This is a genomic window from Flavobacterium sp. 123, assembly GCF_003634825.1.
GTDB lineage: Bacteria > Bacteroidota > Bacteroidia > Flavobacteriales > Flavobacteriaceae > Flavobacterium.
In genome coordinates, this window is record NZ_RBXD01000001.1 from 932,331 (window position 1) to 958,309 (window position 25,979).

14 protein-coding genes are annotated in these 25,979 nt (G+C 31.2%); 6 read left to right on the forward strand and 8 right to left on the reverse strand.

What is annotated here, in order from left to right; genetic code table 11:
* Positions 1-4: 4 nt before the first annotated feature.
* The 8 genes from C8C88_RS04240 to C8C88_RS04275 all read right to left on the reverse strand — a co-directional run bounded on the left by C8C88_RS04240 (position 5) and on the right by C8C88_RS04275 (position 17,639).
* Entirely contained in the window at positions 5-1,309 is a 1,305-nt protein-coding gene (locus C8C88_RS04240) for an MFS transporter (protein WP_121336922.1), read from the reverse strand.
* Between the two features lie 141 nt (positions 1,310-1,450).
* Positions 1,451-2,368, reverse strand: a complete 918-nt coding sequence (locus C8C88_RS04245; protein WP_121336923.1) for a GyrI-like domain-containing protein — start codon at positions 2,366-2,368, stop codon at positions 1,451-1,453.
* Entirely contained in the window at positions 2,368-3,723 is a 1,356-nt protein-coding gene (locus tag C8C88_RS04250) for a vanadium-dependent haloperoxidase (protein WP_121336924.1), read from the reverse strand. The genes C8C88_RS04245 and C8C88_RS04250 overlap by 1 nt, the downstream gene beginning before the upstream one ends.
* Positions 3,724-3,764: 41 nt before the next feature.
* Complete coding sequence (locus C8C88_RS04255) at positions 3,765-7,025, reverse strand: VCBS repeat-containing protein (protein ID WP_121338563.1); 3,261 nt, start codon at positions 7,023-7,025, stop codon at positions 3,765-3,767.
* On the reverse strand, positions 7,018-10,335 hold the full coding sequence (locus C8C88_RS04260; RefSeq protein ID WP_121336925.1) for a VCBS repeat-containing protein: 3,318 nt from the start codon (positions 10,333-10,335) through the stop codon (positions 7,018-7,020). The genes C8C88_RS04255 and C8C88_RS04260 overlap by 8 nt, the downstream gene beginning before the upstream one ends.
* Before the next feature lie 275 nt (positions 10,336-10,610).
* Positions 10,611-12,125 carry a RagB/SusD family nutrient uptake outer membrane protein gene (locus C8C88_RS04265; RefSeq protein WP_121336926.1) on the reverse strand — a complete coding sequence of 505 codons (1,515 nt, stop codon included), beginning with the start codon at positions 12,123-12,125 and terminating at the stop codon, positions 10,611-10,613.
* A 12-nt stretch (positions 12,126-12,137) separates the two neighbouring features.
* Positions 12,138-15,110 carry a SusC/RagA family TonB-linked outer membrane protein gene (locus tag C8C88_RS04270; protein WP_233549309.1) on the reverse strand — a complete coding sequence of 991 codons (2,973 nt, stop codon included), beginning with the start codon at positions 15,108-15,110 and terminating at the stop codon, positions 12,138-12,140.
* Positions 15,111-15,662: 552 nt separating this feature from the next.
* Positions 15,663-17,639: a glycoside hydrolase family 65 protein gene (locus tag C8C88_RS04275; RefSeq protein WP_233549310.1), complete on the reverse strand. Its 1,977-nt coding sequence runs from the start codon at positions 17,637-17,639 to the stop codon at positions 15,663-15,665.
* 225 nt (positions 17,640-17,864) lie between these two features.
* Between C8C88_RS04275 and C8C88_RS04280 the strand changes: the two genes are divergently transcribed.
* The 6 genes from C8C88_RS04280 (at position 17,865) to C8C88_RS04305 (ending at position 25,863) form a co-directional block, all read left to right on the forward strand.
* The gene (locus tag C8C88_RS04280) at positions 17,865-19,457 is read left to right on the forward strand and encodes a glycoside hydrolase family 32 protein (RefSeq protein WP_121336928.1); all 1,593 of its coding nucleotides are present in this window, start codon (positions 17,865-17,867) and stop codon (positions 19,455-19,457) included.
* Positions 19,458-19,502: 45 nt separating this feature from the next.
* The gene (locus C8C88_RS04285; protein WP_121336929.1) at positions 19,503-20,831 is read left to right on the forward strand and encodes a sugar porter family MFS transporter; all 1,329 of its coding nucleotides are present in this window, start codon (positions 19,503-19,505) and stop codon (positions 20,829-20,831) included.
* A gap of 2 nt (positions 20,832-20,833) precedes the next feature.
* Positions 20,834-21,718, forward strand: coding sequence for a carbohydrate kinase (locus C8C88_RS04290; RefSeq protein WP_121336930.1), 885 nt, complete (start codon positions 20,834-20,836; stop codon positions 21,716-21,718).
* A gap of 95 nt (positions 21,719-21,813) precedes the next feature.
* Positions 21,814-23,463 (forward strand): DUF6377 domain-containing protein, encoded by a 1,650-nt coding sequence (locus C8C88_RS04295; protein ID WP_121336931.1) that lies wholly within the window; start codon positions 21,814-21,816, stop codon positions 23,461-23,463.
* A gap of 206 nt (positions 23,464-23,669) precedes the next feature.
* Positions 23,670-24,089, forward strand: a complete 420-nt coding sequence (locus tag C8C88_RS04300; RefSeq protein ID WP_158588983.1) for a VOC family protein — start codon at positions 23,670-23,672, stop codon at positions 24,087-24,089.
* Between the two features lie 28 nt (positions 24,090-24,117).
* A complete protein-coding gene (locus tag C8C88_RS04305) occupies positions 24,118-25,863 on the forward strand; it encodes an alpha-glucosidase (RefSeq protein WP_370453780.1) in 1,746 nt (581 codons plus the stop codon).
* The last annotated feature ends 116 nt before the right edge of the window (positions 25,864-25,979 follow it).

The window sequence follows — 25,979 nt, forward strand, 5'->3', positions numbered from 1 at the left end:
TATTTTATTCACTTAATTTTGTCTTTTTTATTTTAATTAATAATGTGCAGAAAGCTGCAATCACTAATAACACCCCTGCAAAACTTATTGCTTGACGAGGATCATTATCTAAGAAATTTTTTAAAATATAACCAAATGATAGGTTTTGGATAATCATCGGAATAACAATCATCATGTTAATAATACCCATATAAACACCATATCTTTCTTTTGAAATAACAGCAACAACCATCAAGTAAGGTATTCCCATCATACTTGCCCAAGCTATACCATAACCAATAACCACCGCAAAAAATACATACTGATTTTGCACTAATGGAAAGCATAAAAGTGAAACAGCTCCTAATAATAGGCAAACAAAATGAATCATCTTAGCACCATGACTTTTGGCTAATTTGGCCAAATAAAAGGCTATTGAAAAAGTAACTATAAACCCAAACGCACCAATCAATCCATTCCATTCCACTGCTTTTTCATAGCCTACAGCATTCTTTGGTGTTACATTCCAAACCGACAAAGCAATACTTTTTGAATTGTTTTGCCAATAACACATCATGGCATACCATTGAAACAAATAGACCACAAACAATTGCCACATAACTGTTGGCATTTCTAAAACCGCTCTATAAATATCTATAAAAGGAGAAAAAACATTTAATGGTTCTGCTTTTAAAAGCGCTAATTCTTCTTCAGTTGGCGGAATTTCTTTAGTCTTAGTCATACTCCACCAAATGGAACTTACAGAAAGTACTGCCCCTAGAAAAAAAGATGCATAAATCCAAGTTGGTAATGATCCTGTATAACCAACAAAAACTATTGGAAATAGAAAAAGAGAAATATAAGCCAAAAACTGCCCGAAACCAGTAAAAAAACTTTGCGCTTGAAAGCCCATAGGTTGCTGATCTTCGCTCAATGTATCTGCAATAAAGGCACGATAAGGTTCCATAGCAGTGTTATTACCAACATCTAGAATCCAAAGCAATCCTGCAGCCATCCATAATGAACTACTAAATGGAAATAAAAATAAAGCAATACTGCAAACTAGTGCTCCAATAAAAAAGTAAGGTTTACGTCTTCCCCATCTTGGATGCCAAGTTTTATCGCTCATTGCTCCAATTATGGGTTGAATCAATAAACCTGTCAAAGGACCTGCAAGATTTAATATTGGGATTTGATCTGGACTTGCATGTAAAAAATCATATATTGGATTGACCGCACTTTGTTGTAAACCAAAGCTGTATTGTATACCAAAAAAACCAACATTCATATTGATTATCTGCCAAAAACTCAATTTAAATTTTGTACCCATAGTCCTATTTTTATTTCGTTACTTATATCTTTTAAATTTAATTTTAAAATCCCAATCAACTACTGAATTAAATAAAAAAAACGTTTTCGGAAGAACCGAAAACGTTTTCGAACGCATTTTATTCGAGAAATAAAACACTATCTATTTTTGATCAAACGGAATGATAATTTGAGTTTCCCACTCTATTTCTTCACCTCCATTAAATGGATTTGCCAAAAAGTGCTCTAAAGGTTTGTTACTTAATTTATAATCATGTCTCTTAGCATAATCTATTAAGGCAAACCAAGCTCTATCTGAAGTTCTAAAATTGCCAAAATAAGTAGCTTTTAATCCTTTAAGTGCGGGTAATGTTTTAAATTTCACAACGTCACTTGGCGGAAAATCAGCTCTTTTTTCAACAGGGAAACAATAATTAAAATCTAATTTTTCCGAATCCAAATCCCAGTTTTGAACTTCAACAAAAGGTCTTCCAATTATTTTAATGTTATTTCTCTGCAAATACCCTGTAATAGAAGCATCATTTTGAATCATTGATTGTGCTTTTTCTTGTAGCACACTTTTTAAATTGATATACGCTACAAATGTTGCTTCAGAAGTTCCTTCTCCATCAATTTTAACTTTAAATTTATTGAGATGTTCCGTTAATCCCAATTTAAATTCTGATATTTTTTTAATTTGCTCTTGCTTAAAATCAGTTTTAAAAAAAGGAGCTGTAATCTTATTATAAAAACTATGATTTAAATCTTTAATACTAACATCAATTTTTGTAACCGAATCATTAATAGATTTAATGTCCCAATAATAATTAAATTCCGAATCCCCTTTTCGCATTTCATATTTAAGAAATTCAAAATTTTTCTTTTCTAAAATCACATAATTTTCGCTGTCTTTCAATGCTTGAGCAGTCGACCATTCTTGTACCCCTTGAAAAACAGTTCCTGTAGCCGTATTAATTTTAAATGAAATCGTATAATCACTTTCTTTAATAAATAAATACCATACTAAAAACAAGGAAAGAACGACACTTAATCCAACTATAATTTTTTTATTTCCTTTCATTATTTTTTAAGCATCTTTAATTTATTAGTAATATAATTTCCAATATTATCCCCTTGTTCAACCCCATTTTCAATAGCTGCTCTATAATGGATTCCTCCGTACAATCTGCTGATTGCAGCTTCTGCAGCGGCTTGTTTAAATGATTTGAAAGGTCTTTTTGGCAACCCAAAATAAACTTCTGAATCATCAATATAACTAAAATTATCTCCAAAAATAGTTGTTAAAATTATTGACGAACAAGAAGATATCACAGAATGTCCGCTAGTGTATTCTGGGAAAGGAGGTGTTTGTAATTGCGGTCTCCAATTTTCATCAATATTTTGATTAATATATGTTTCAGGGCGCACTACATTAGTTCTATACTTTTCATGCCAACAGCTAATAATACTTTCAAAAACACCTATAGATGTTTTGGTAAATGCAAAAACTGTGGTTTCAAAATCTGCATTCGTTTTCTTCAACGCAATTTTAGTGATGTTAATCCAATGTGCGTCTGGCGAATTTTTCTTCTTAGCAAACATCATATGACCTTGCGTAACGGTAGCGTATGGATTACAATCCCAAAAAGTAGCAATAGCAGATTCTTCTGGAATTACAGTACTTTTATTTTTCTCCATTGCTATTAATTTTTCAGAAATCATATTCCCAACATCATATGTTTCCTTTGCTTCTTTATAAAAAGCAGAATTTTTATCCGTTGAAAAAGGATGTGGAGCTTTCGGTTTAAATTGACCTGCTGAGTCCATAACTAACGTTCTTATTTCCCCCCAATGTGGTTCAACTCCATCCATATAGGCTGGTGGTGTAGGTTGCCATCTTCCTGGTTGACTAGCATACACAGAATATTTCGGAAAAGTTCGAGTTTGTTTGTAATTATCTTTCCCCATCCACAATTTAATTCTGTCTACAACTTTTAAAGCATACTCTTTAGAAACTTCAAATTCTTTTTGATTCTCAGAACCCCATTTTTTATACAAGCTATCTCTATATTTCTCTAAAGCTTCTTCAGAAAATATTAATTGTTTACTCACTTCAATATGTGCAATAAGTGCCGCTAAATTTTTATTAACACCACTTTTTGGATCTAATTTAGGAATAGAATCTAATCCATTTAATTGCCCTTGCAAACTTTGATATTTAGCATTGTTTTGAGCCATAATTTCATAAGCTGCAACATTAGGATAGACATAAATTCTACTAGCAACTGGTGGCGAAAATATATCATGAACCATAATTCCAGTTACAGTATCAACTGCAGCGCAGTAATCATTTGTTGTAACTTTAATTGGATCATCTTTTTTACAAGAAATAAAAAAGAGCATTATAAGTCCTAAAAGATAAATTTTAGATTTCATTTTTGGTAGGTTTTATAGTTTTGTTTGTAGTATTCTTCAAATTAGTTCTTAGCTGTAGGCATTTCGTATAATTCCACTTTTTTATTATTAATGGTAATCAAAAGATATTTTTTACCATTAAAATTGACAATATCCATATGTCTAACTGCTTTCTGAGTTAAATCTATTCCAATCTGATTACCCAAAAATATTGTTTTTTCATTTTTGATTAAAGCACCCGAAAAACCATCAAATCGACTATGATATGGAGATACTCCAAAATAATTTCCAGCTACAAAAACTTCTTCTTTTGCATCTGAATCAAAATTAGATTTTACAAAACAAGTAATTGGAGCAACTTGCATTTTATTTGAAAATGGCACGAAAGTAAATTTTCCATTATCATTTTTCAAATACCCTGATTTCAAATTATCAACTTCAAAAAGTTTACCTTTTTCAAGCATTTTTGGATCAAAAACTTCTTCAAGTGTTTTACCTGCAAATGACTTATAGCTATTAAATTTTTTCTTTAACATCCCACTAAATTGTTCTGCTAATTCATCCAGTCCCATTGTGGTATAATATTGACCTTTCTTTTCGATTGCAACAATAGTTTCAAAAGATCCATTGGTATCAAAGTCATCATAATACATTTTCATAGGGAAATCTTGTGAGGCTTTGAATTTTGAATTCATTCCCCAGTTCCCAACTAAATAATCTTCATCACCATCATGATCAATATCAAACGGCATTACAGATTGCCACAACCCATTGCTCTTTTCTGGAAAAACAGTTTCGGTTACATTAGAGAATTTTCCGTTTTTATTAGCAAAAAAAGTTGGTTTCATCCATTCTCCAACAACAATAATATCGATTTTTCCATCTTTATTAAAATCATTAAATACGGCATCAGTTACCATTCCTATTTTTGAAAATGTCTGACTTTCAACGATAGTAAATACCCCTTTATTATTATTTAACAAATAACAATCTGGCATACTTCCGAATCTATTATTTAAAGAATTATTCCCTACAAAAAGATCTAAATCACCATCTTTATCATAGTCAAAGGCTTTTACAACGGATGCATTTTGGGTTAGTTTAGGCGATGCGCTCTTTAAAAATTGATTGTTGCTATTTAAGTACAACCTATCTTGTAAATTAGATGCATTTTCGCCACCACCTGAAGCTACATACAAGTCATTTATTCTATCATTATTAAAATCTCCAATTACCGCTGAAGCATCTTCAAAAACAGAATCTTTCTCTATTTCAGAAACTAGTTTTTTAGTAAATCCAGTTTTATTTTGGATATAAACAGCCGCTTTTTTACCTCTAGATCCACCAAAGAAAATATCTTCTTTCCCATCACCGTTTAAATCTCCAATTGCTGTTGCAGCACTTCTATCAGAACGCTGGTATGGGATTAATTTTTGTGCTAAAAAATCAATATAATCATTTTCTTGATTCATGAAATCAATTCCTAATCCTGTTTCTACCTTTTTAAAAATTGGTAAAACTGCAGGATGTAATTTTCTATAATCAAACGCTTTTCTAGTATTACTTGCATTTATAGTAAGCGTTTGATTTGTTTTAATATTCTTTAGTGTTTGAGATGTTTTATCAGGCCAAATTACCACTATCGAATCCACAGAAGTTGTTTTTCCATATCCAAAATGAATCATTGGTTCAGATGAAGATTGAAAACCTCTTGTAGTTTGAAGTTCTTTAAATTGTTTTTTCCCTTTAGAATATGAAATTACTTTGGATCCAATTCCAAATGTATTTTTTCCTACAAATTGCAACTTCAATTTAAGGTAGTTCGATTTTTTATCCGTTTTGTTAATATAAACAGATGCAATATTATTCAAATTATTAGTAACTACATCTAAATCTCCGTCATTATCTAAATCAGCATAACCGCTACCATTAGAAATAATCGAGTCATTTTCAATCCAATCATTAGAACGATTTTTAAATTCTAAATCTTTTGAACCTTGAAAAACATAATTACTTACATTGCCTTTTGGCATTCTTTTCAACGCTTCTTTATCTAAAAGTTTTGTTGAATTAATTTTACTCTTGATTTGATCATTTGAATAATATTTTACATAATCTAAATCATTTGGACGTTTCGGAATTCCGTTACAAACAAAAATATCTTGTTCACCATCTTGATCATAATCTGCAAACAAAGTACTCCAGCTCCAGTCAGTTGCAGCTACACCACTTAACAATGCAGTTTCTGTAAAATGATTCCCATCTTGATTTAATTGTAACATGTTTCTGGTATACTGATAATGGTATCCCAGTTTTTCTGTTCTCATTTTAAGCATTTGAGTATTGTCATCTCCTAATGATGATTTCAATACTTTTTCGTCCTCTGGAAGCATATCCAAAGTCATTATATCTGGAAAACCATCATGATTAACATCCGCTACATCAACACCCATTGAGAATCGGCTAGTATGACCAAAGTGGCTTTTTAAACTTTCTGAAAAAGTCCCATCACCATTATTAAGATAGTAATAATCATCTTCATGAAAATCATTACAAACATAAATATCTGGGTATCCATCTAGATTAAAATCTGAAACAGCTAAACCTAATCCATATCCATTTGCACCTCCAAAAATTCCTGCTTTTTCGCTTACATCAACAAATTTTCCATTATCATTTCGGAATAATTTATCTCCACATTCATAGCTTCTTTTATTTCTAATATTGGCATTCCCGAAAGATAATTCTGAATGAACAGCATGATTTAACAAATACATGTCTAAATCACCATCTAAATCATAATCTAAAAATGCAGCTGAAGAACTGTAATTATCAAGATCTAATCCATATTCAGCAGCGCTTTCGGTAAACGTATTATCTTTATTATTAATAAACAATTCATTTTTTCCTTCAAAACCATTAATTCCAACTACTGCACAAACATAAATATCTAAAAATCCGTCTCCGTTAACATCCGCCATTATTGTACCTGAGTTCCAATCACTTTGCCCTTCAACTCCTGCTTTTGCAGTAATATCCTCAAATTTATTAGCCCCTTTATTCAGGTATAATTTATTTTTACCTTGATTTGAGGTGAAATAAATATCAACCAATCCGTCATTATTAATATCACCAAGCGCTACTCCACCCCCATTGTAATAATATAGATAATCTAAAATGGATATGTTTTTTGATTCTAATAATTGATTGTTAAAAGTAATATTACTCTCATCAGAAGATAATTTCTCGAATAATTGTCCTTCTTTTTTGGAACATCCTATAAGTAGCAATGAAGCTAGTCCTATTCTAAAAAATTTATTCATTGCGTTTAAATATTTTTGGAGCATTATTATTTATAGCTGCTATAATTGATACTCCTTTATTTTTTTCTTTAATTGTTTTAAGTTGTTTAACTTCTCCTCTAATGAAGAAACCAGATTTAGCATAAGGAAGCCATGAAAAATTACCTTTGCTATTTCCTAAAAGTACACTTGCATAATTTGAATCTAATCTTGAAAATTGAGGTTTGAATTCATATTGGTTTCCACCTAGAATTAAATCCAAAATTCCATCATTATTCACATCCATTGTTAAAATAGTATTGACACAAGAAAATTGAACTTCTTTAGGAAGTACTTTAATTTCGAATTGACCATTTCCTTTATTAATAGCAACTACGCTTTCTTGAATATTGGCTGTTTTTTGAATAGAATTATCAACAACCTCTTGTGCAAATAATTCTTGAAAGGTCTTTTTAGAATAATCCGCATAACTCAAATTTTTCTTTTTAATTGATGGGATTTGTTTTGCCAATTCTTGCTTCAGGTTTATCGGTAAATCTCTACCTTCAATATCTCGAGTAGTTATTTGTTCAATTGTTCCATTGTTATCAAAGTCATTAGTAAACAATTTCATCGGATTAGATTTAGTTGCTTTGTAAGATGTATTTGTTCCTTTATTGCCTAAAACCAAATCTTTTTTACCGTCATTATTCAAATCAACACAACTAACCGCATTCCAAAACCCATGAAAATCTGTAAGATTAGATTTAAATTCTGTCAATCTACGTCCTGTATTTTTGAAAATCATAGGAGCAGTCCAATCTCCTACAAGAATTAAATCTTTTTTGGAATCATTATCAATATCTTCCCAAACTGCATCAGTTATCATCCCTACAGCATTTACTTTAAAGGCTTTTTTATCAATTACATTAGTGAAATTACCTTTCCCATCATTCTCTAATAATAAATGTTTAGGGTCTATACCATAAACTCCTGGAACGCTTCGGCTACCCACAAACACATCAATATCACCATCGTTATCAAAATCATTAGGTGCAATTACAGAAACATTATTATTTGTTGTAGGTATACTAACTTTACTTTTTACAAATATTCCTTTTCCATTATTCAAATACAAACGATTTTTATAATTTGCTTGATCTGTTTTTTCATTTCCACCAGATCCAACTAATAAATCTTGATCGCCATCATTATCGGCATCAAAAAAACTAGCAGCAGTATCTTCAAAATTAGCATCCACATCTAAGTCTTTTTGAGCTGTAACAGCATAATTTCCGTTTCCTTTATTAATATATACTTTAGCAGATTGTCCTTTTGCTCCGCCAATGAAAAAATCCTCATTACCATCTCCATTGATATCTGCAATAGCAAGGGCTGGACCTTCTTGAGAAAGCATTTTTGAAATTAATCCTTCATAATCAAAGTCAATATAATCATTTTCTTTATGCGCTAAAAAAGAAGCTTTCTTTTCAGAAAAAATTGATTTTGAAACTGTTTTTTTAGGAACATAATTTAACTTAGCATCAGCTATATTCAAGTTGATTGTTTTATCTTTTACAACTTTATTAATGGTTTGAAATTTACCATTTGGCCAAATCACTTGTAAAGAATCTATTTTCTTTGTCCCAATTCCAAAAGTCATCACATAATCAATGGATGATTGGAAACCTCTTGACGGAATCAATTCTTGCTTAATGATTTCACTACCAGAAAATAATTCAACTATACTTCCTAAGGCAAATTTATTTTGGTTATCTCCTTTAAGTTTCACTTTTACAAAGTGGTTGTTTTTATTTTTCTCAGAATTATTTTTATAAACAAACGCTTCCATATTAACGTTGTTCACAATTAAATCTAAATCTCCATCATTATCTAAATCACCATAAGCAGCTCCATTAGAAAAACTTGGAGTGTCTAATCCCCATTTTTGAGCTTCATTACTAAAGGTAGCGTCTTTATTATTTTTAAATGCATAATTAGAAATAGGAGTACTTGGCATTTTATTAATGATAGTCTCTATTTCTTCTTTCTTACCAGTAATCACCATTTTTTGCATGATATCATTAGCAAAAAAGTCCATGAAATCTTGATTTGTTAAGTCATGATAAATTCCATTACAAACATATATATCCTTATAACCATCATTATCCATGTCAAATAATAATGCTCCCCAACTCCAATCAGTTTTAGCTACGCCAGCATAATTAGCAATCTCTAGAAATTGATCGCTTCCATTATTTAGCTGCAACGTATTTTGCATGTATTGATTGTAAAAATCAAGATTTAATTTTCTAGTAAATAAATCATAATTATCAAATGTAGTAGTAGTTTTTAAACGTTCATCAGGCTCAGGCAACATATCTGTTACAAAAATATCTGCTTTACCATCATTATTAATATCCGCCATATCTGCTCCCATTGAAGACTGACTAATATGAGATGTCCAATTTTGAATTTGCTCTGTAAACGTTCCGTTTTTATTATTTATATACAAATAATCTCTTTCGTAAAAGTCATTAGAAATATAAATATCCGGATAAAGATCCCCATTAACATCTCCTACAGTAACTCCAAGTCCAAAACCAATAAGACTCCCATAAATACCTGAAGCTTCGCTTACATCCGTAAACTTTCCATTATCATTACGCAATAATTTATCACCTCCACCTTTAAGAATGTCTGCTACATCCCAATCTTTATCTCTTAACTCTCTTTTGTTAGAATAATTAAGACTACTTACTGGAATAAAGCTATTATTTAAAATATACACATCTAAATCACCATCTTTATCATAGTCAAAAAATGCTGCGTGTGTAGTAATTCCAGTATCTGCTAAATTATATTCTTGGGCTTTTTCAGTAAATGTATTGTTCCCATTATTAATAAAAAGCTCATTATTTTGTTGTCCTCCTTTACTATTTCCTGCATTACAAACATAAATATCGAGTAAACCATCTGCATTTATATCTACCATAACAACTCCAGTAGACCAAATTTTAGTTCCTCCAACTCCGGCTTTTTTAGTAATATCTTCAAATTTAAAATTTCCTTTATTAAGATATAATTTATTAGTACCAAGATTAGATGTGAAATAGATATCCGATAATCCATCATTATTAATATCCCCAATAGCAACACCACCTCCATTATAAAAATTTCGGTATTTAAAGATATTCATGTTTTCTCCGTTTTTGACTTCATTTTGGAAATTAATTCCAGTTTCGGATGCATCTAGTTTGGAGAATAAAGAGTCTTTATTTTCTAAATTTTCATTAGAACAATTAGTAAAAAAAAGTAGAAAAAAGAAAAATAAAATAATACGATTAAACATATTTAAATACTATTTGATTAGGTAATTAGAGCATGCCAATTTATGTAATATTGATTATATAAAAAAATAAAACAACTAATAAAGCAGAGTGGAAAACGTTAAAAAATAGAGATTTTATCTATTATTTGTGAGAATAAAAAAGAGTTCAATTTATTGAAATAAAATATTTTTTACTCTTATATAAAAAAAGAAGAATGGGACTTATATAAAAAGATAAAGAGGGTAATAAATACCCTCTTTAAACTAACTCAAAACATAATTAACTTAACAATATCTTAGTATCCAGGATTTTGTGTAAGATTTGGATTGAATAATGCATCAGATGGAATTGGGAACAAAACATATCTAGAATCAGATACATAAGGTTTCAATTCTCTAGCAGCTAAGAATGTTCCAAAACGAACCATGTCATTTCTTCTCCATCCTTCTAACCATAATTCTTTCCCTCTTTCAAGGTATACTCCATCAAGAGTAGCTGGCGAAGCAGCTTGTCCAGATCTTGCAGCAATATCAGTCATGATAGTACCTATTGAACCTGAACCACCTCTTAAGATAGCTTCTGCTTTCATTAATAATGCATCAGAATATCTCATGAATACAAAATCATTATTCGGAGTACCTAAGTTAGCAGCATCTGGAATATATTTTTCCATTCTAATACCTGCAGTTTCTAATGTAGCTCCACTAGTAATCAAAGTGATTGCAGGAGTATAAACTAATGGATTTCCATTTCTGTCTTTTAATGCAATTAAACCACCTGGTTTGTACATTTGACCTACTTGCATACCTACTGGGTTACCAAAATTAGTGATGATATCTGAATCAGCATTTTTGATACGTCTATCATTTGGATTAAATTTATTATAGTATTCAGATACTATAGCAAAACCATTCCATCCATCAGGAGTTTGATTGTAGTGCATACCCATTCTCCAGTGGTATTGAATTCCTCCACCTGCACCACCTTGTACATTCTTAGAAGAGAATAAAATCTCTGGTGATGTATTATTAGTAGGCTTAAAGTTATCCCAATAATCTGAAGATAAAGAACTACTGATTGCATCAACATTAGTAACAACTTTAGTCATGTCTGCAGCAGCAAATGTATAAGGACCTGCAGCATCAGCAGCTTCAAATACACCTTTGTTTAAGTATAATTTAGCTAACAAAAAGTGAGCAGCATCAGCATTAGCAATACTTGCATCACCAGCTGTTCTAGCAGGCAATGAAGAAACTATAGCCTCTAATTCACTAATTACAAATTCAGTAGCTTCAGTTCTAGACCATACTTTAGGATCGTCAGTCAATTTAGATCCTGCCTCTCTGTAAGGAACTTGTCCAAACAAATCGATTACATTATAGTAATAGAAAGCTCTTAAAAAACGTGCTTGAGTAACCTCAGAACCACTACCGTTTTCAATAACTAAGTTACAGTTGTACACTTGAGACAATAGAGTATTCCAAGCATTTTTAACCTCGTTGTGATCAGGAGCCCAAGTATGTACGTGGATTTGTCTCCATGTAGCATTATCATCCCAGTCTCCTCCACGTGTTGGCCCAACTAAAGCATCTCCTGACATTTCGTCTAAAGCAAACATTTGCCCTTGAGTTTCAAAGCCTCTTAATCCTTCATAAGCACTTGTCAACAGTGAAGCTGTATTTATTGTTCCTCCACCTGTATTAGATATAACAACACCATCTAATACTTCTTCATCTAAATTAGTACAACTTACTCCTAAAACCATTGTACCTACAAAAAAGATGCTTTTTATAATATTATTTCTTTTCATTGTTCTTTTTAATTAAAATGTTACGTTAAGACCAACAGATACACTTTTGTCTCTTGGATATGATAAGTACTCCATACCAGCTGAAGGCACTCCATTCAAAGATTTATCAGTATCAACCTCTGGATCTGAACCTGAATATTTCGTGATTATAAATAAATTAGAAGCATTTACATATAATCTTGCTGAAGACATTTTAAATTTATCCAAAATAGAACCTTTAACTGTATATCCAAAAGTTAGGTTACCCATTCTTAAGAAATCTCCTTTTTCTAAATATTTAGTAGAAGGTGAGTTAGGATCTCCTTGTGCTTGTGGAGAAGTTGCAGCTTCTTCAGTTACGTTTCTACCACCTAAGAATGCTCCTTTAAAGAAATATGCATTCGTTGTGTTGTTGTAGATGTAATGACCGAAAGCACCATAGAATGAAGCTCCTAAGTCAAAGTTTTTGTATGTAAAGTTTGTATTGAAACCAACATTGATTTTTGGTAATGGTTGTTTATTCAATAATACTTTAGCAGCAGTACCTAAACCTGTATCGTTACCAGCAGCATCAGCATAAATAGAATTTCCATTAGCATCATATCCTCTCCACTCGTACATGTAGTAGGTGTAAAGTGGTTTGTTGTTAGTCAATACTTGAGCGTAAGCTCCTGATAAACCTTGACCGTTTATTCCACCTGTAGAAATAAATCCAGGGAAGTTTTCTAATTTGTTGCTTAAGAATGAAGCATTACCTGATACATCCCAAGTAAAATCTTCTTTATTGATTACTTTATAGCTCAAAGAAACCTCGATACCTTTAGTAATAATATTTCCTTTAAGGTTTGTATTACGTGGAGATGGAGGACCTGGTTGAGAAGACGCAGCAGGAACTGGAGAAATCAAATCTTTAGTATCTTTATGGAAATAATCCACAGATCCAGTTAATCTATTATTGATTAATTCAAAATCAGTACCTACACCATAAGATTTAGTAGTTTCCCATTTCAAGTTCTCGTTAGCATTATTATCTAATCCTAAAGTTCCGTTCAATCCGTAAGCACCTCTAGCAATAGCTGAGTTAGGAGCAAATTCTTGGTTACCAGTAATACCGTAGTTTCCTCTTAATTTTACACTGTTAACTAAACCTTCTTTATCCTCAACAACTTTGTAAGCAATACCTACAGATGGGAAATAATCGTATTTATTATTTTTTCCTAGTTTAGTAGAACCATCAGAACGCATAGTTCCTGTAAGAATTAATTTTTTGTATAATGTTGCATTAATCCTTGCGAAATAAGACTGTAATTCAGTTCTGTTTCTGTAAGAGTAAACTCTGAATTCATTTTGAAGACCTCCCTCGATATTGTCAATCAAGTTTGTTTGAGCCATATCATAACCTTTACCGATAGATGAATTACCATCAGCATTGTAGTCATAGTAAGAATAACCAACTAATGCATCTAAGTTAAAGTTATCACTAAAGTCATTATTATAATTTAATGTATGCTCGAAAGTTTTATTAAATTTATTTTGTGAATTTATTGAAGCTTGACCATGTTTTACAGCTGAAGATCCAGGAACTGAAGCTTGCGCTACATTTTGAATGTCCATTGTTGGTAACAATTGGCTTTTTCTGCTTGAGTTAGAACTTTCAATACCAAATAAGAATTGATATTTCAAGTGGCTATTAATTTTCCAAGTAGTATTGATACTTCCTAAAAATTTATTTGTGTTTGTAAAATCTTTGTAAGAATTCAATAATTGTACTGGATTCAAGTAAGTATTACTTACAACGTGGTATGAACCATCTGTGTTATAAATTGGCAAAGTTGGATTCCAATACAAAGCAGTACCGATAATGTTTCCAATGTAACCAGCATCATTAGACAAGATAGTAGTTTCATCTTTCAATGAAGCATACATAATTCTTTCTTCTACTTTCAAAGCTCCTCCGAAGAAGTCATTTGAATTATAAACTGTAGCAGAATATTTATCTAAACCTGTATTTTTAACAATACCATTAGTATTACTAGCTCCTAAAGAGATTCTTGTATTAGAGTTCTCTGTAGATTTAGTAAAAGATAAATCATGATTAGTAGCAAAACCGTTACGCAAAACTGCATCTTTCCAGTTGTAGCTTCTTGATCCTTTATCATCACCACCTGCAGCAACGAATTGATCTGGAGTCATTACATTGAAATCTCCAGCCATTTTACTGAACTGTACAGAAGTGTTGTAAGACAATTGTGGTTCTTTAGATTTTCCTTTTTTAGTAGTAATAACGATTACACCATTAGCTCCACGAGAACCGTAGATAGCTGTAGAAGATGCATCTTTCAAAACACTGATACTTTCTATGTCATTTTGGTTAACAAAGTTCAATGGGTTTCTTGCAGAAGACGCTCCTAACAAGTTATCTCCACCTGCAGCTACGTTACCACCGTCCAAAGGCACACCATCAATTACGATAAGTGGTCCGTTACCTGAACGAATAGATGTATTACCACGTACTCTAATAGCAACTCCACCACCTGGCTCACCGCTTGACTGAGTAACTTGTACACCTGCAACTTTTCCTCTTAATAATTGAGCAGGAGAAGGTGAAGCTACATTGTCAAAACTTTTTGATCCAATTTGATCAACTGCACCAGTTGCATCTTTTTTCTTAACAGAACCGTAACCGATAACGACTACTTCTTTTAATTCTTTTGAATCTTCTTTTAAAGTAACACTAACGTTACTTCTTCCTGCTACATTTACTTCTTGACTTTTAAGACCAATGTAACTAAAAACTAAAACTGCGTTTGAGCCAACATTTTTGATAGTAAATTTTCCATCAAGATCAGTTTGCGCTCCGTTAGTTGTTCCTTTTACCAATATAGAAGCCCCTGGAAGTGGACCACTAGAATCTGACACCGTACCTGACACATCTTGCGAATAGGTCAAACTAGTACATAGCATGGTTAGAAACACCATCAAGCCTTTAAGTAGACTATTTTTCATACGTAATAAATAAGTTGGTTAATAATTTGTTTAAATGGTTTGTTTTAAATATTAATGCCAAACATAATATTAATTTTATGATAAATTTAAGAATTAACAAACTATATCGTTTTCGATAGCCCGAAAACGTTTTCGATTTAAAAATTAATACCTTAAAAAATTAATACTAAAATTATATTAAACATAAAAAAAGCAACTTAAAAAAACACATTATGTATATATTATGGTTTTTTGATTCATAATAGTTTGAATTTTTACCAAAATAACCCTCATTTGTAAAAAAATATTACGAATCCTTCATCGATATTATTCTTTCAGTATTAAATCAACATTTTGAGCATATTTAATCTCAGCTTTTTAATACACTCGATGGTGAAAGTGTTGAAAAAAAACATTTTTGATAAAAAAAATCAAAAACTCTTATTTGAAAAAATTATTTTTCTTTCCTAATAAAAACAAAAAAACCATGAATAATTTAGATTGTAATTCTGATTTATTTAACAGAATTACAATCTAAATTATTCATGGCAAAAAAAAGCCTTATTTCAATTCTTATTCTATTGTAATTGTTTTATTATCAACTCCAATTCCAATTATTTTTAAAGATTTCCACTTTTTAGGCAACAAACCTTTATTGTATTTCAATCCTGAATCTGTTTGTTCAACTCCTCCAAAACCGTAAATAACAGCTTGAAGCATTGCACCTGCACCAGTAGCAAAATAAGGATTACTACTATTTGCTGATTCTGAAAACACCCCAAAAGGAGGACGACTATTTGGTAAATAAGATTTTACAAAATAATTATACGCCTTCTCTTTGTCTCCCAGCCTAGCATATAAAACAGATAAAACTCCCGAAGCCATAGCTGGTCCATCTTTTTTATCAATTTTTTCAGTGTAATATTCTAAATCTTTTTCTATTTGAGCTCTTTCGGTAATTATGTGTAAAGGATAAGCTAATAAATTAACATCAGCTTGTTTAATCATTTGTCCCTGGTATCCTCTATAGTTTTGAGTAATTCCATTTTCAGTATGAATAATTAATTTATTAGAGACTTCAACCCATTTTGAATTAATCGGCTCATTCAAAATTGTTGCTGCCTTGATAGTATTTTTCAAAGCTTCAATAGCAGATGCATTTGTAAAAGCATTATCATCAACATGCTGTGCATATTCATCTGCACCTACAACATTCAGAATAGAAAAAGTTCCATCTTGATTCTTAACAACACGACTTACCCAGAAATCAGCTGTTTCTTTTAATACATTCCATTCTTTTTTCAACCAAGACTTATCTTGTGTATAGGTATAGTAGTTCCAAAATGCAATTGACACATCTGCCGTAATATGTTGTTCAAAAATTCCTGTCAAAGCCCATGTTGGCGTTGCCTCTTCTCCAGTATCATCTGATTCCCATGGATACATAGCTCCTTTATAGCCATAAATAGTTGCTTTTTGTTTGGCTTTTTCCAAACGGTCTGAACGGTAATCTAAACAAGATTTAGCCATATCGGGTTGTAAAGCCAAAAGTGTTGGATACATCCAAAGTTCACTATCCCAAAAAATATGTCCATTATATCCCTGAGAGGACAATCCCATAGGAGCAACACTCTGTCTAGTTTCAGGTCGTATATAGGAATATAAATTATACAAAGCAAAACGAACGCGTTGTTGTGCATCAAGATCACCTTCAATCTGAATATCTCCAGTATTCCATAATTCAGCCCAAGCTTGTTTGTGGCGATTCAACAATTTATCTATTCCTTCTTGCAAAGCATAGATTGGTTGTCTTTCTGATTCGTTCAATGGATCCGTAACATCTTTTGAAGTACAAATCCCTCCCGCAACTGCAAAACGATATTTTTTGCCTTTTAATAATTTTTTAGAAAAACCAACCTCACCACCTGTTTGTTTCAAAGTTTCATTTTGTCCATCAAAAAGAAATGTTGTAGATGCAGCAATTGTATATTTCCCATTCAGAGTTTTAGCAGTTGTACCAAAAACCGGCATCATATATTGATTGTCCTTCAAAACGCGATATTGGCTTTTTGCGTTTTTTAATTCATCAGGAACTACCATATAATTATTAGCTGTTATTTCGATGTCTTTTTTAGGAGTGATTTCTACAATTGCCATAGCTGAAAACGGAATCGCTCTATTGGCTAAAATTGTGTAATTAATACTTGCATAATCTTTGAATGAAAATGAAGTTGTACTTAATCCCTCTTTCATCGAAATAACTTGACTCCAATTGTCAATATTGTTTGATTTTATTTCTTCATTATTAATACTCAAATGAAGATTCAAAAATTCTATCCCTCGAACAATTCTACTAATACCATTTTCAGGACTACCGTCATAAACACCATTTAAAATAATTTCTTTTGTTTTCAGTGGTGTGTCATCAGTAACAATTCCTATTTGTCCATTAGCCATTGCAACACCAAAATAATTTTCTCTAGAGTTTGCAAACAAATGCCATTCATCTGATTTAGTTTGACCGAAAGCAGCTGGGCATACTGCTAACATAAATACTAATTTTTTTAAATTTGAGATCATAATTTTATAAATTTATAAAGTTTCCAAACTTATGTTAATTATTTTTCAAAAAGTAATTTATTCGTCTAACTAGACGAAAATCATTATCGACAACGTTTTCGTAATTTCGAAAACGTTATCGATTTAGGTATGAAAATTTATTAAAAAAAATATTCTATTTTTAGAGGCTGAAATTTAATTAATCAATTAAGCATTATGACTTATAAATGGAATAAAATAGTAAAAGTAAGTGCTTTACAACTTATATTGTTGTTGTTTTCATGTAAAAAAGAAAGTGAAACAGCTATTACAATTCCAACTTCTGAAAAAATTTCAGTTGATTCGACAGTTTATTACAAAGAACCATTTCGCCCACAATTTCACTTTTCTCCAGAAAAACATTGGATGAATGACCCTAACGGTATGGTTTATTATAAAGGAATTTATCATTTATTTTATCAATATTATCCTAACGATATAGTATGGGGACCAATGCATTGGGGACATGCTACAAGTACCGACTTAATCCACTGGAAACATAAAAAAATTGCATTATTCCCAGACAAATTAGGTCTCATTTTTTCAGGAAGTGCTGTTATAGATATCAATAACACTTCTGGATTAGGTACAAAAGAAAATCCACCAATGGTTGCTATTTTTACCTACCATAATATGGATATTGAAAAAGCAGGAAAAATCAATACCCAATCTCAAGGACTGGCCTACAGTTTAGACGAGGGTGAAACTTGGAAAAAATACGATGGAAATCCAATTATAAAAAATCCAGAACTAAAAGATTTTAGGGACCCAAAAGTGTTTTGGAATGAAACAACTAAAGAGTGGGACTTAGTCTTAGTAGCTGGAGATCGAGCACAGTTTTATACTTCCAAAAATCTAACGGATTGGAAATTACAAAGTGAGTTCGGAAAAAATACTGGGGCTCATGGTGGTGTTTGGGAATGTCCTGATATATTCAAATTAAAAGTAGAAGGTTCTAAAGAAGAAAAATGGGTTTTGTTAATCAGCATCAACCCAGGAGCCCCGAATGGAGGATCTGGAACCCAATACTTTATTGGAGATTATGATGGGAAAACATTCAAAACCAATCAAAAAGACATCAAGTGGATTGATTACGGTACAGATAATTATGCTGGTGTAACTTATAACAATACTCCTGATAGTAAACGAATTTTTATAGGCTGGATGAGCAATTGGTTATATGCGCGAAACACGCCAACCAAAAATTGGAGAAGCGCTATGACTTTACCAAGAGAAATTTCGTTATCTAAAATAAACGGAGATTACACCTTAAAAAGCACCCCTATTGAACAATTCAAACAACAATTAGTTACTGAATATTCAAAAGATTTGATTTCTATAAAAAAAGGAACTAAAATAGATTTCACCTACGATTATTTAAACCAATCATCTATACGATTTAATAGCAAAAATCAGAATTTAAAACTAGTTTTTTCTAATGATTTAAACGATAGTCTTGTAATTGATTATTACTCTAAACAAAAAATATTTTCTATTGACAGAAAGCATTCTGGCTTTGTTGATTTTGAAAAAACGTTTGCAAAAGACATTCACAAAACAAGCGTATCGAATTTAGTTTCAGTCGCTATCGATTATCAGATTATTTTAGATTGGTCGTCCATCGAAATTTTTATAAATGGAGGTGTATATAGTTTTACAGAACAACTATTTCCTAAAAAACCATATACTAAATTAAGCATACAATCTGATGAAAATCAAGAGATAACAAACTTAACAATAAATAAAATAAAAGGAATTTGGCAAAAATAATATTTTGCAAAATTGATTAACTAAAAACCACAAAAAACTAAAAAAATGAACAACAGAAAAATACTTTATTGGTCAATTATTGTCGCATTGGCAGGCTTTTTATTTGGATTTGACACCGTAGTTATTTCAGGTGCAGATAAACAACTACAACAATTATGGGGTTCTTCTGATTTGTTTCACGGATTAGTGGTTATGTCATCGGCTTTGTGGGGTACTGTTATTGGAGCTATTTTTGGTGCTTATCCAACCAATATTCTAGGAAGAAAAAAGACATTGATAATTATTGGTATATTATTTTTCATATCCTCAGTAGGAACTGCAATGGCAAACGATCCTATTTTCTTTTCTATTTTTAGATTTATTGGAGGAATTGGAATCGGAGCCTCAACTATTGCAGCTCCAACCTATGTTTCTGAGATTGCGCCAGCTAAAGACAGAGGAAAACTAGTTGCTTTATATCAATTCAACATTGTTTTTGGTATTCTTATGGCCTTTACATCTAACTACTATTTACAAGATATTGGAGAAAATTCTTGGAGATGGATGTTAGGAATTCAAGCCTTCCCTTCTTTCATTTACACACTTTTAGTATTTGGAATTCCAGAAAGTCCACGTTGGATTTTAGAGTATAAAAAAGACCGTGAAAAAGCTATTTCTATATTGAAACAAATCAATAGTGATACTCAAGTTGAGCAAGAAATGAAGGCAATTGAAAGCGAAATGGCTCACGAAGGACAAGATGAATCAATTTTTAAGAAAAAATATAGAAAACCATTGTTATTAGCTTTTTTCATTGCGTTTTTTAATCAACTTTCAGGAATTAATGCATTTTTATATTATGCTCCACGTATTTTTGAATTAGCAGGTTTAGAAAAATCAGCTTCTTTTTTGAGCAGTATTGGAATTGGAGTAATCAATTTAATATTTACCATGATTGGTATTTCTTTAATTGATAAATACGGAAGAAAAACCCTTATGTATATTGGTTCAGTTGGATATATTATTTCTCTAGGATTAGTAACTACTGCATTTTATTACGAATGGAAAGGAATGGCAGTTCCTTTATTTTTCTTCTTGTTTATTGCTTCACACGCAATAGGACAAGGTGCTGTAATCTGGGTATTTATCTCTGAATTATTTCCTAATAAACTAAGAGCAGCCGGAACCTCTTTTGGAACATCTGTACATTGGGTATTAGCGGCTTTAATTCCTTCTTTTATTCCATTTTTATTTAAACAAATTGGAACAACAACAGTGTTTAGTATTTTCTGTATTATGATGGTTTTCCAATTGCTTTGGGTATTCTTCAAAATGCCAGAAACCAAAGGAAGAACATTAGAAGAACTATCTGGAAGTCTATCAAATAACGAATAATTATGACAAAAAAAGTAATCTGTTTCGGAGAAGTTTTATATGACGTTTTCCCAACACATAGAAAAATAGGCGGAGCTCCACTAAATGTGGCTATTCGTATGGCTTCACTTGGCATAAATACACAAATTATTAGCCGAGTAGGAAATGATGAAATAGGAAAAGAATTGATCCAATTTATTGAAGAAAATGATGTAGATACTTCATCCATTCAAATAGACGAAACATTCCCAACTGGTGAAGTAATTGTAAGACTAGACAGCAAAGGTTCAGCCTCTTATACCATTAACTATCCAGTTGCCTGGGATAAAATTGCTTGTGTTCCAGAAGATGAAATTAATGTTAAAAAAGCAGATGCATTGATTTTTGGAAGTCTTGTATGCAGAGACTCTGTTTCGCATCAATCCCTTTTAGAAATAATAAATTATTCGAAATATACTGTTTTTGATGTTAATTTAAGAGCTCCTTTTTACACTAAAGAACTGCTTATTAACTTAATGATGCAGGCTGACTTTATAAAATTCAATGATGATGAGTTATATGAAATTAGTGAATACATGAACTCACCGTACAATTCATTAGAGCAAAATATTCGCTTTATTTCTGAAAAAACAAACACAAAACATATTTGTGTAACCAAAGGTAATCACGGTGCTGTTTTGTACTATGATGGAAAACTATACTATAACAGCGGGTATAAAATTAATGTTATTGATACCGTAGGTGCTGGAGATTCGTTTTTAGCATCTTTACTAGCTAAATTATTACTTGGAAATGACCCACAAAATGCTATTGATTTTGCCTGTGCGATGGGAGCTTTAGTAGCACAAAGCGAAGGGGCAAATCCAAAAATATCAAACGATTCGGTAGCTGAATTTATGAAAATATAAATAATTTAATTTTCAAAGTATTTACATTTATTAGCTTGTTATTGAACTAAATACGATGATTTTTTTAATTATTTTAAACTATTTTTTCAACTGAAATGAATAAAATTTTGTTGTTGATTGTAGCTTTAGTATTTCCTATGCTCTTTTTTGGACAAGGCAACTTTGATTCGTTATTACAGGAATTAGACAAAACAGTAAAGGAATACCAACTGTATTTAAATCAGAAAGAAACCAAAATAGATGGATTAAAAAAACTTCTAAAAAATAAGAATTCTGATTATCAACAATATGAGCTTTACGGTAAATTATATGATGAATATAAATCCTATCAATCAGATTCAGCATTAGTATATGTAAGAAAGGGTTTGTTGACAGCTAAAAACCTAAAAGACCCTGAAAAATTAAATGAAGTAAAACTAAATTTTGCTTCGATAATGGGAACTTTAGGCATGTACAAAGAGGCTATAGATAAACTCTATGAAATTGACATAAAAACTTCACCTACATTAAAAGGCTCGTATTTCTGGACCCATCGAATTATTTATGGCTCCATGTCAGAGTATGCAACTTCAGCTCAGGAAAAAGAAAAATATGTAGCTCTAACTAAAAGATATAGAGATTCATCCTTATTATACTTTCCTGAAAAATCGCCACAATTTTTTATAGATAATATTGAAAAACGAATTGATTCTGGCAAGTATGATGCAGCACTAAATGAGCTCATTAATTTTTTTCCAAAAATAGCTGGTAATGATCCCAATCGGGCAGTTATTGCTTATATAATTTCGGAAGTTTATTCTTTAAAAAAGAATATTGAACAACAAAAAAAATGGTTAACAATTTCGGCAATATCTGATTTACAATTAGTAAAAAAAGAAAACATTTCATTACGAAAATTAGCAATTATTTTATACAATCAAGGAGATATTGATCGAGCCTATAAATATACAAAACGTTCTTTAGAAGATGCTCTTTTTTGTAATGCACGCTTAAGAACTTACGAAATCTCAAAGATGTTACCCATCATAAACGAAGCGTACGAGACTAAAAATGAAACTAATAGATCTCAACTCGTTTTGTTTTTAATAAGTGCAAGTATATTATCACTATTTTTATTAGGTGCTTTAATACTTCTTTTTAAACAAATGAAAAAATTAGCAAAAGCTCAGGAAAATCTGAGTTTAGCTAATGCGCAGATGTCTTTATTAAACAAAGAATTAAATGCTTTCAATGAGAAATTAAATCAAACGAATACAACTCTTGCCGAAGCTAGTTTATTAAAAGAAATATACATCGGTCGGTATATGGACCAATGTTCAGATTATATAGGAAAATTAGAAGAATATAGCCAGAAATTAAATGTTATGGCAACTGCTGGGAAAATGAATGAACTCATAAATACCGTCAAATCAAAGAATTTTATAGCGAAAGAATTAAAAGAGTTTTACAGTAATTTTGACGAAACATTCTTACAGCTTTTTCCAAATTTTGTAGAAGAATTTTATGAATTATTGAACAAAGAAGAACGTATTCAACTAAAACACGGTGAATTATTAACTCCTGAATTGCGCATCTTTGCACTAATTCGTCTTGGTATTAAAGACAGTGCAAAAATTGCAATCTTTTTACGCTATTCTGTATCGACTATTTATAATTATCGTTCTCAGCTTAAAAATAAATCACTTGGACCAAGAGAAGAATTTGAATCAAAAGTTATGTTAATAGGTAGCTCAAATAAAAAATAAGGTATTCAAATTTTTTATCAGAACTACTTATTTTAAAGCAATTATTTATTTAAAAAACTAAATTTCAAATACTTACATAAAAAATAATCTACTTTTTTTGAAACATAAAAAAGTATCATTAAGAAAATATCTATTTTTACAATGACAAAATTAGATGTTAAAAATAAATCGATTTCGTTGAAATCATACATAAGCGAATGTACATCATGAATTTAAAAATTAATCATATTCAACATATCGGCATACCGGTAACTGACATTAAAAAATCAGAAGCATTTTATGAAAAATTAGGCTTCACGAATGTCATGGCATCAACGTTTGAAATTGAAGCTGAAAAAGGTGGAATAGTAGCCATGATGAAACGTGAATCCATGATTATTGAGCTTTATCAGATGCCTGAAAGCAAATTATCAGAAATTAAAAGCAGAAAAGATGGACATGTAGATCACATTGCTTTTGATGTAGATGATATAGATTTAACTTTTACAATTTTAAAAGAAAATGGCTTTCAAATTTTAGAAGAGAGACCTGTATTCCTTAATTTTTGGGATAACGGATGTAGTTATTTTAATATTTTAGGCCCAGACGGTGAACGATTAGAATTCAATCAAATCATCAAAAATTAGTATTTTTAACTTTAACCAAAACTTAGATATGAAAAAAAATCATGTATTATTTTTGTTTGCAGCTTTACTACTACTCCCTTGTATTAGTTTAAATGCACAAAATAAAAAAATCTCAATTATGAAAAATGTAGATCCAAAATGGTGGAAAGAAGCCACTGTTTACCAGATTTACCCAAGAAGTTTTAAAGATAGTGACGGTGATGGTGTGGGCGATTTAAAAGGGATTATTTCTAAACTAGATTATGTAAAAAGTTTAGGAATTGATGCGGTTTGGCTCAACCCAATTTACACTTCTCCAAACGATGATAATGGGTACGACATTAGTGATTATCGTGAAATCATGAAAGATTTTGGAACGATGGAAGATTTTGATCTTTTGTTGAAAGAAATGCACAAACGCGACATCAAATTAATCATGGATTTAGTGGTAAATCACAGTAGTGACGAGCACGAATGGTTCAAACAATCCAGAAGTTCCAGAGATAATAAATACAGAGATTATTACCATTGGTGGCCAGCCGAAAAAGGAAAACCAACTTACAGATGGAGCTTTTTTGACGTGAATAGCGAAGCTTGGAAATATGATGCCCAAACTGATGCTTATTACCTGCATTATTTTTCTCAAAAGCAACCAGATTTGAATTGGGAAAACCCAAAAGTAAGACAAGAAGTATATGATATCATGCGTTTTTGGCTGAACAAAGGCATTGATGGTTTTAGAATGGATGCTTTCCAATTTGCTTCAAAAGACACCACTTGGCCAGAATTACCAAAAGGTTACGAAAAAAATGTAAATAAATATTATGGTGTAGGACCCCATTTACACGACTATTTACAAGAAATGAATAGAGAAGTTTTTAGCAAGTATGATATCATGACAGTTGCTGAAGGTGCTGGAAGTTCTCCTGAAGATGCGATGCAATTTGTGGATCCCGATCGAAAAGAATTAAACATAGCATATCATTTTGAAAGTGTAGATATTGGCAAACATTTAAAAGATTTTGGCCTTGTAAAATACAAAGACATTTTTTCTCGATACGACCAAACTTTCAAAGACAAAGGATGGCTGTCTATTTTTCTTGCCAATCACGACCAACCTAGAATGGTCAGTAAGTTTGGTAATGATACACCGAAATTTAGAGCTATTTCTTCAAAAATGCTTTCTACTTTTGTAATGACTATGAGAGGAACTCCTTTTTATTATAATGGTGATGAACTAGGAATGGTAAATATCCGATTTGATAATATTAATGATTATAACGATGTTCAAACCAAAAACAAATATCTTGAGTTAAAAAATAATGGTGGCAATTTAAAAGCATATATTCAGGGCCAAAAACAAACTTCAAGAGATAATAGCAGAACGCCTTTTCAATGGGACACTACTCAAAATGCAGGTTTTACTACCGGAACTCCATGGTTGAAGATAAACCCAAATTATGAGACCTTGAATGCCGAAGCGCAAGAAAAAGATCCTAATTCAGTGTTGAATTATTTCAGAAACTTAGTAGCATTACGCAAAAAGGAACCAACATTGGTTTATGGCAAATACACCCTTTTAGACAAAGAGAATCCGGATGTATTTGCATACACTAGAGAACTTGACGGTAAAAAACTATTGATTTTATTGAATTTTTCTGAAAAAAATACAGCCTATACCCTTCCGATTTCTACGGCTAAATCTAAAATTATTTTAGACAATTATTCCAACACCAAAAAAATAAAAAAGAACACTTTACGTCCGTACGAAGCAGTAATTTTGGAGCTTAAATAAAGCCTGATAAAATCTTTCAAGTTAAACTGTTTTTTGAAAATCGATTTGCAAATTAAATTGTAGATTTGTTTTTCAAGAAACAGTTTTTTTTATCGATACTAATCAGGAACTCCATA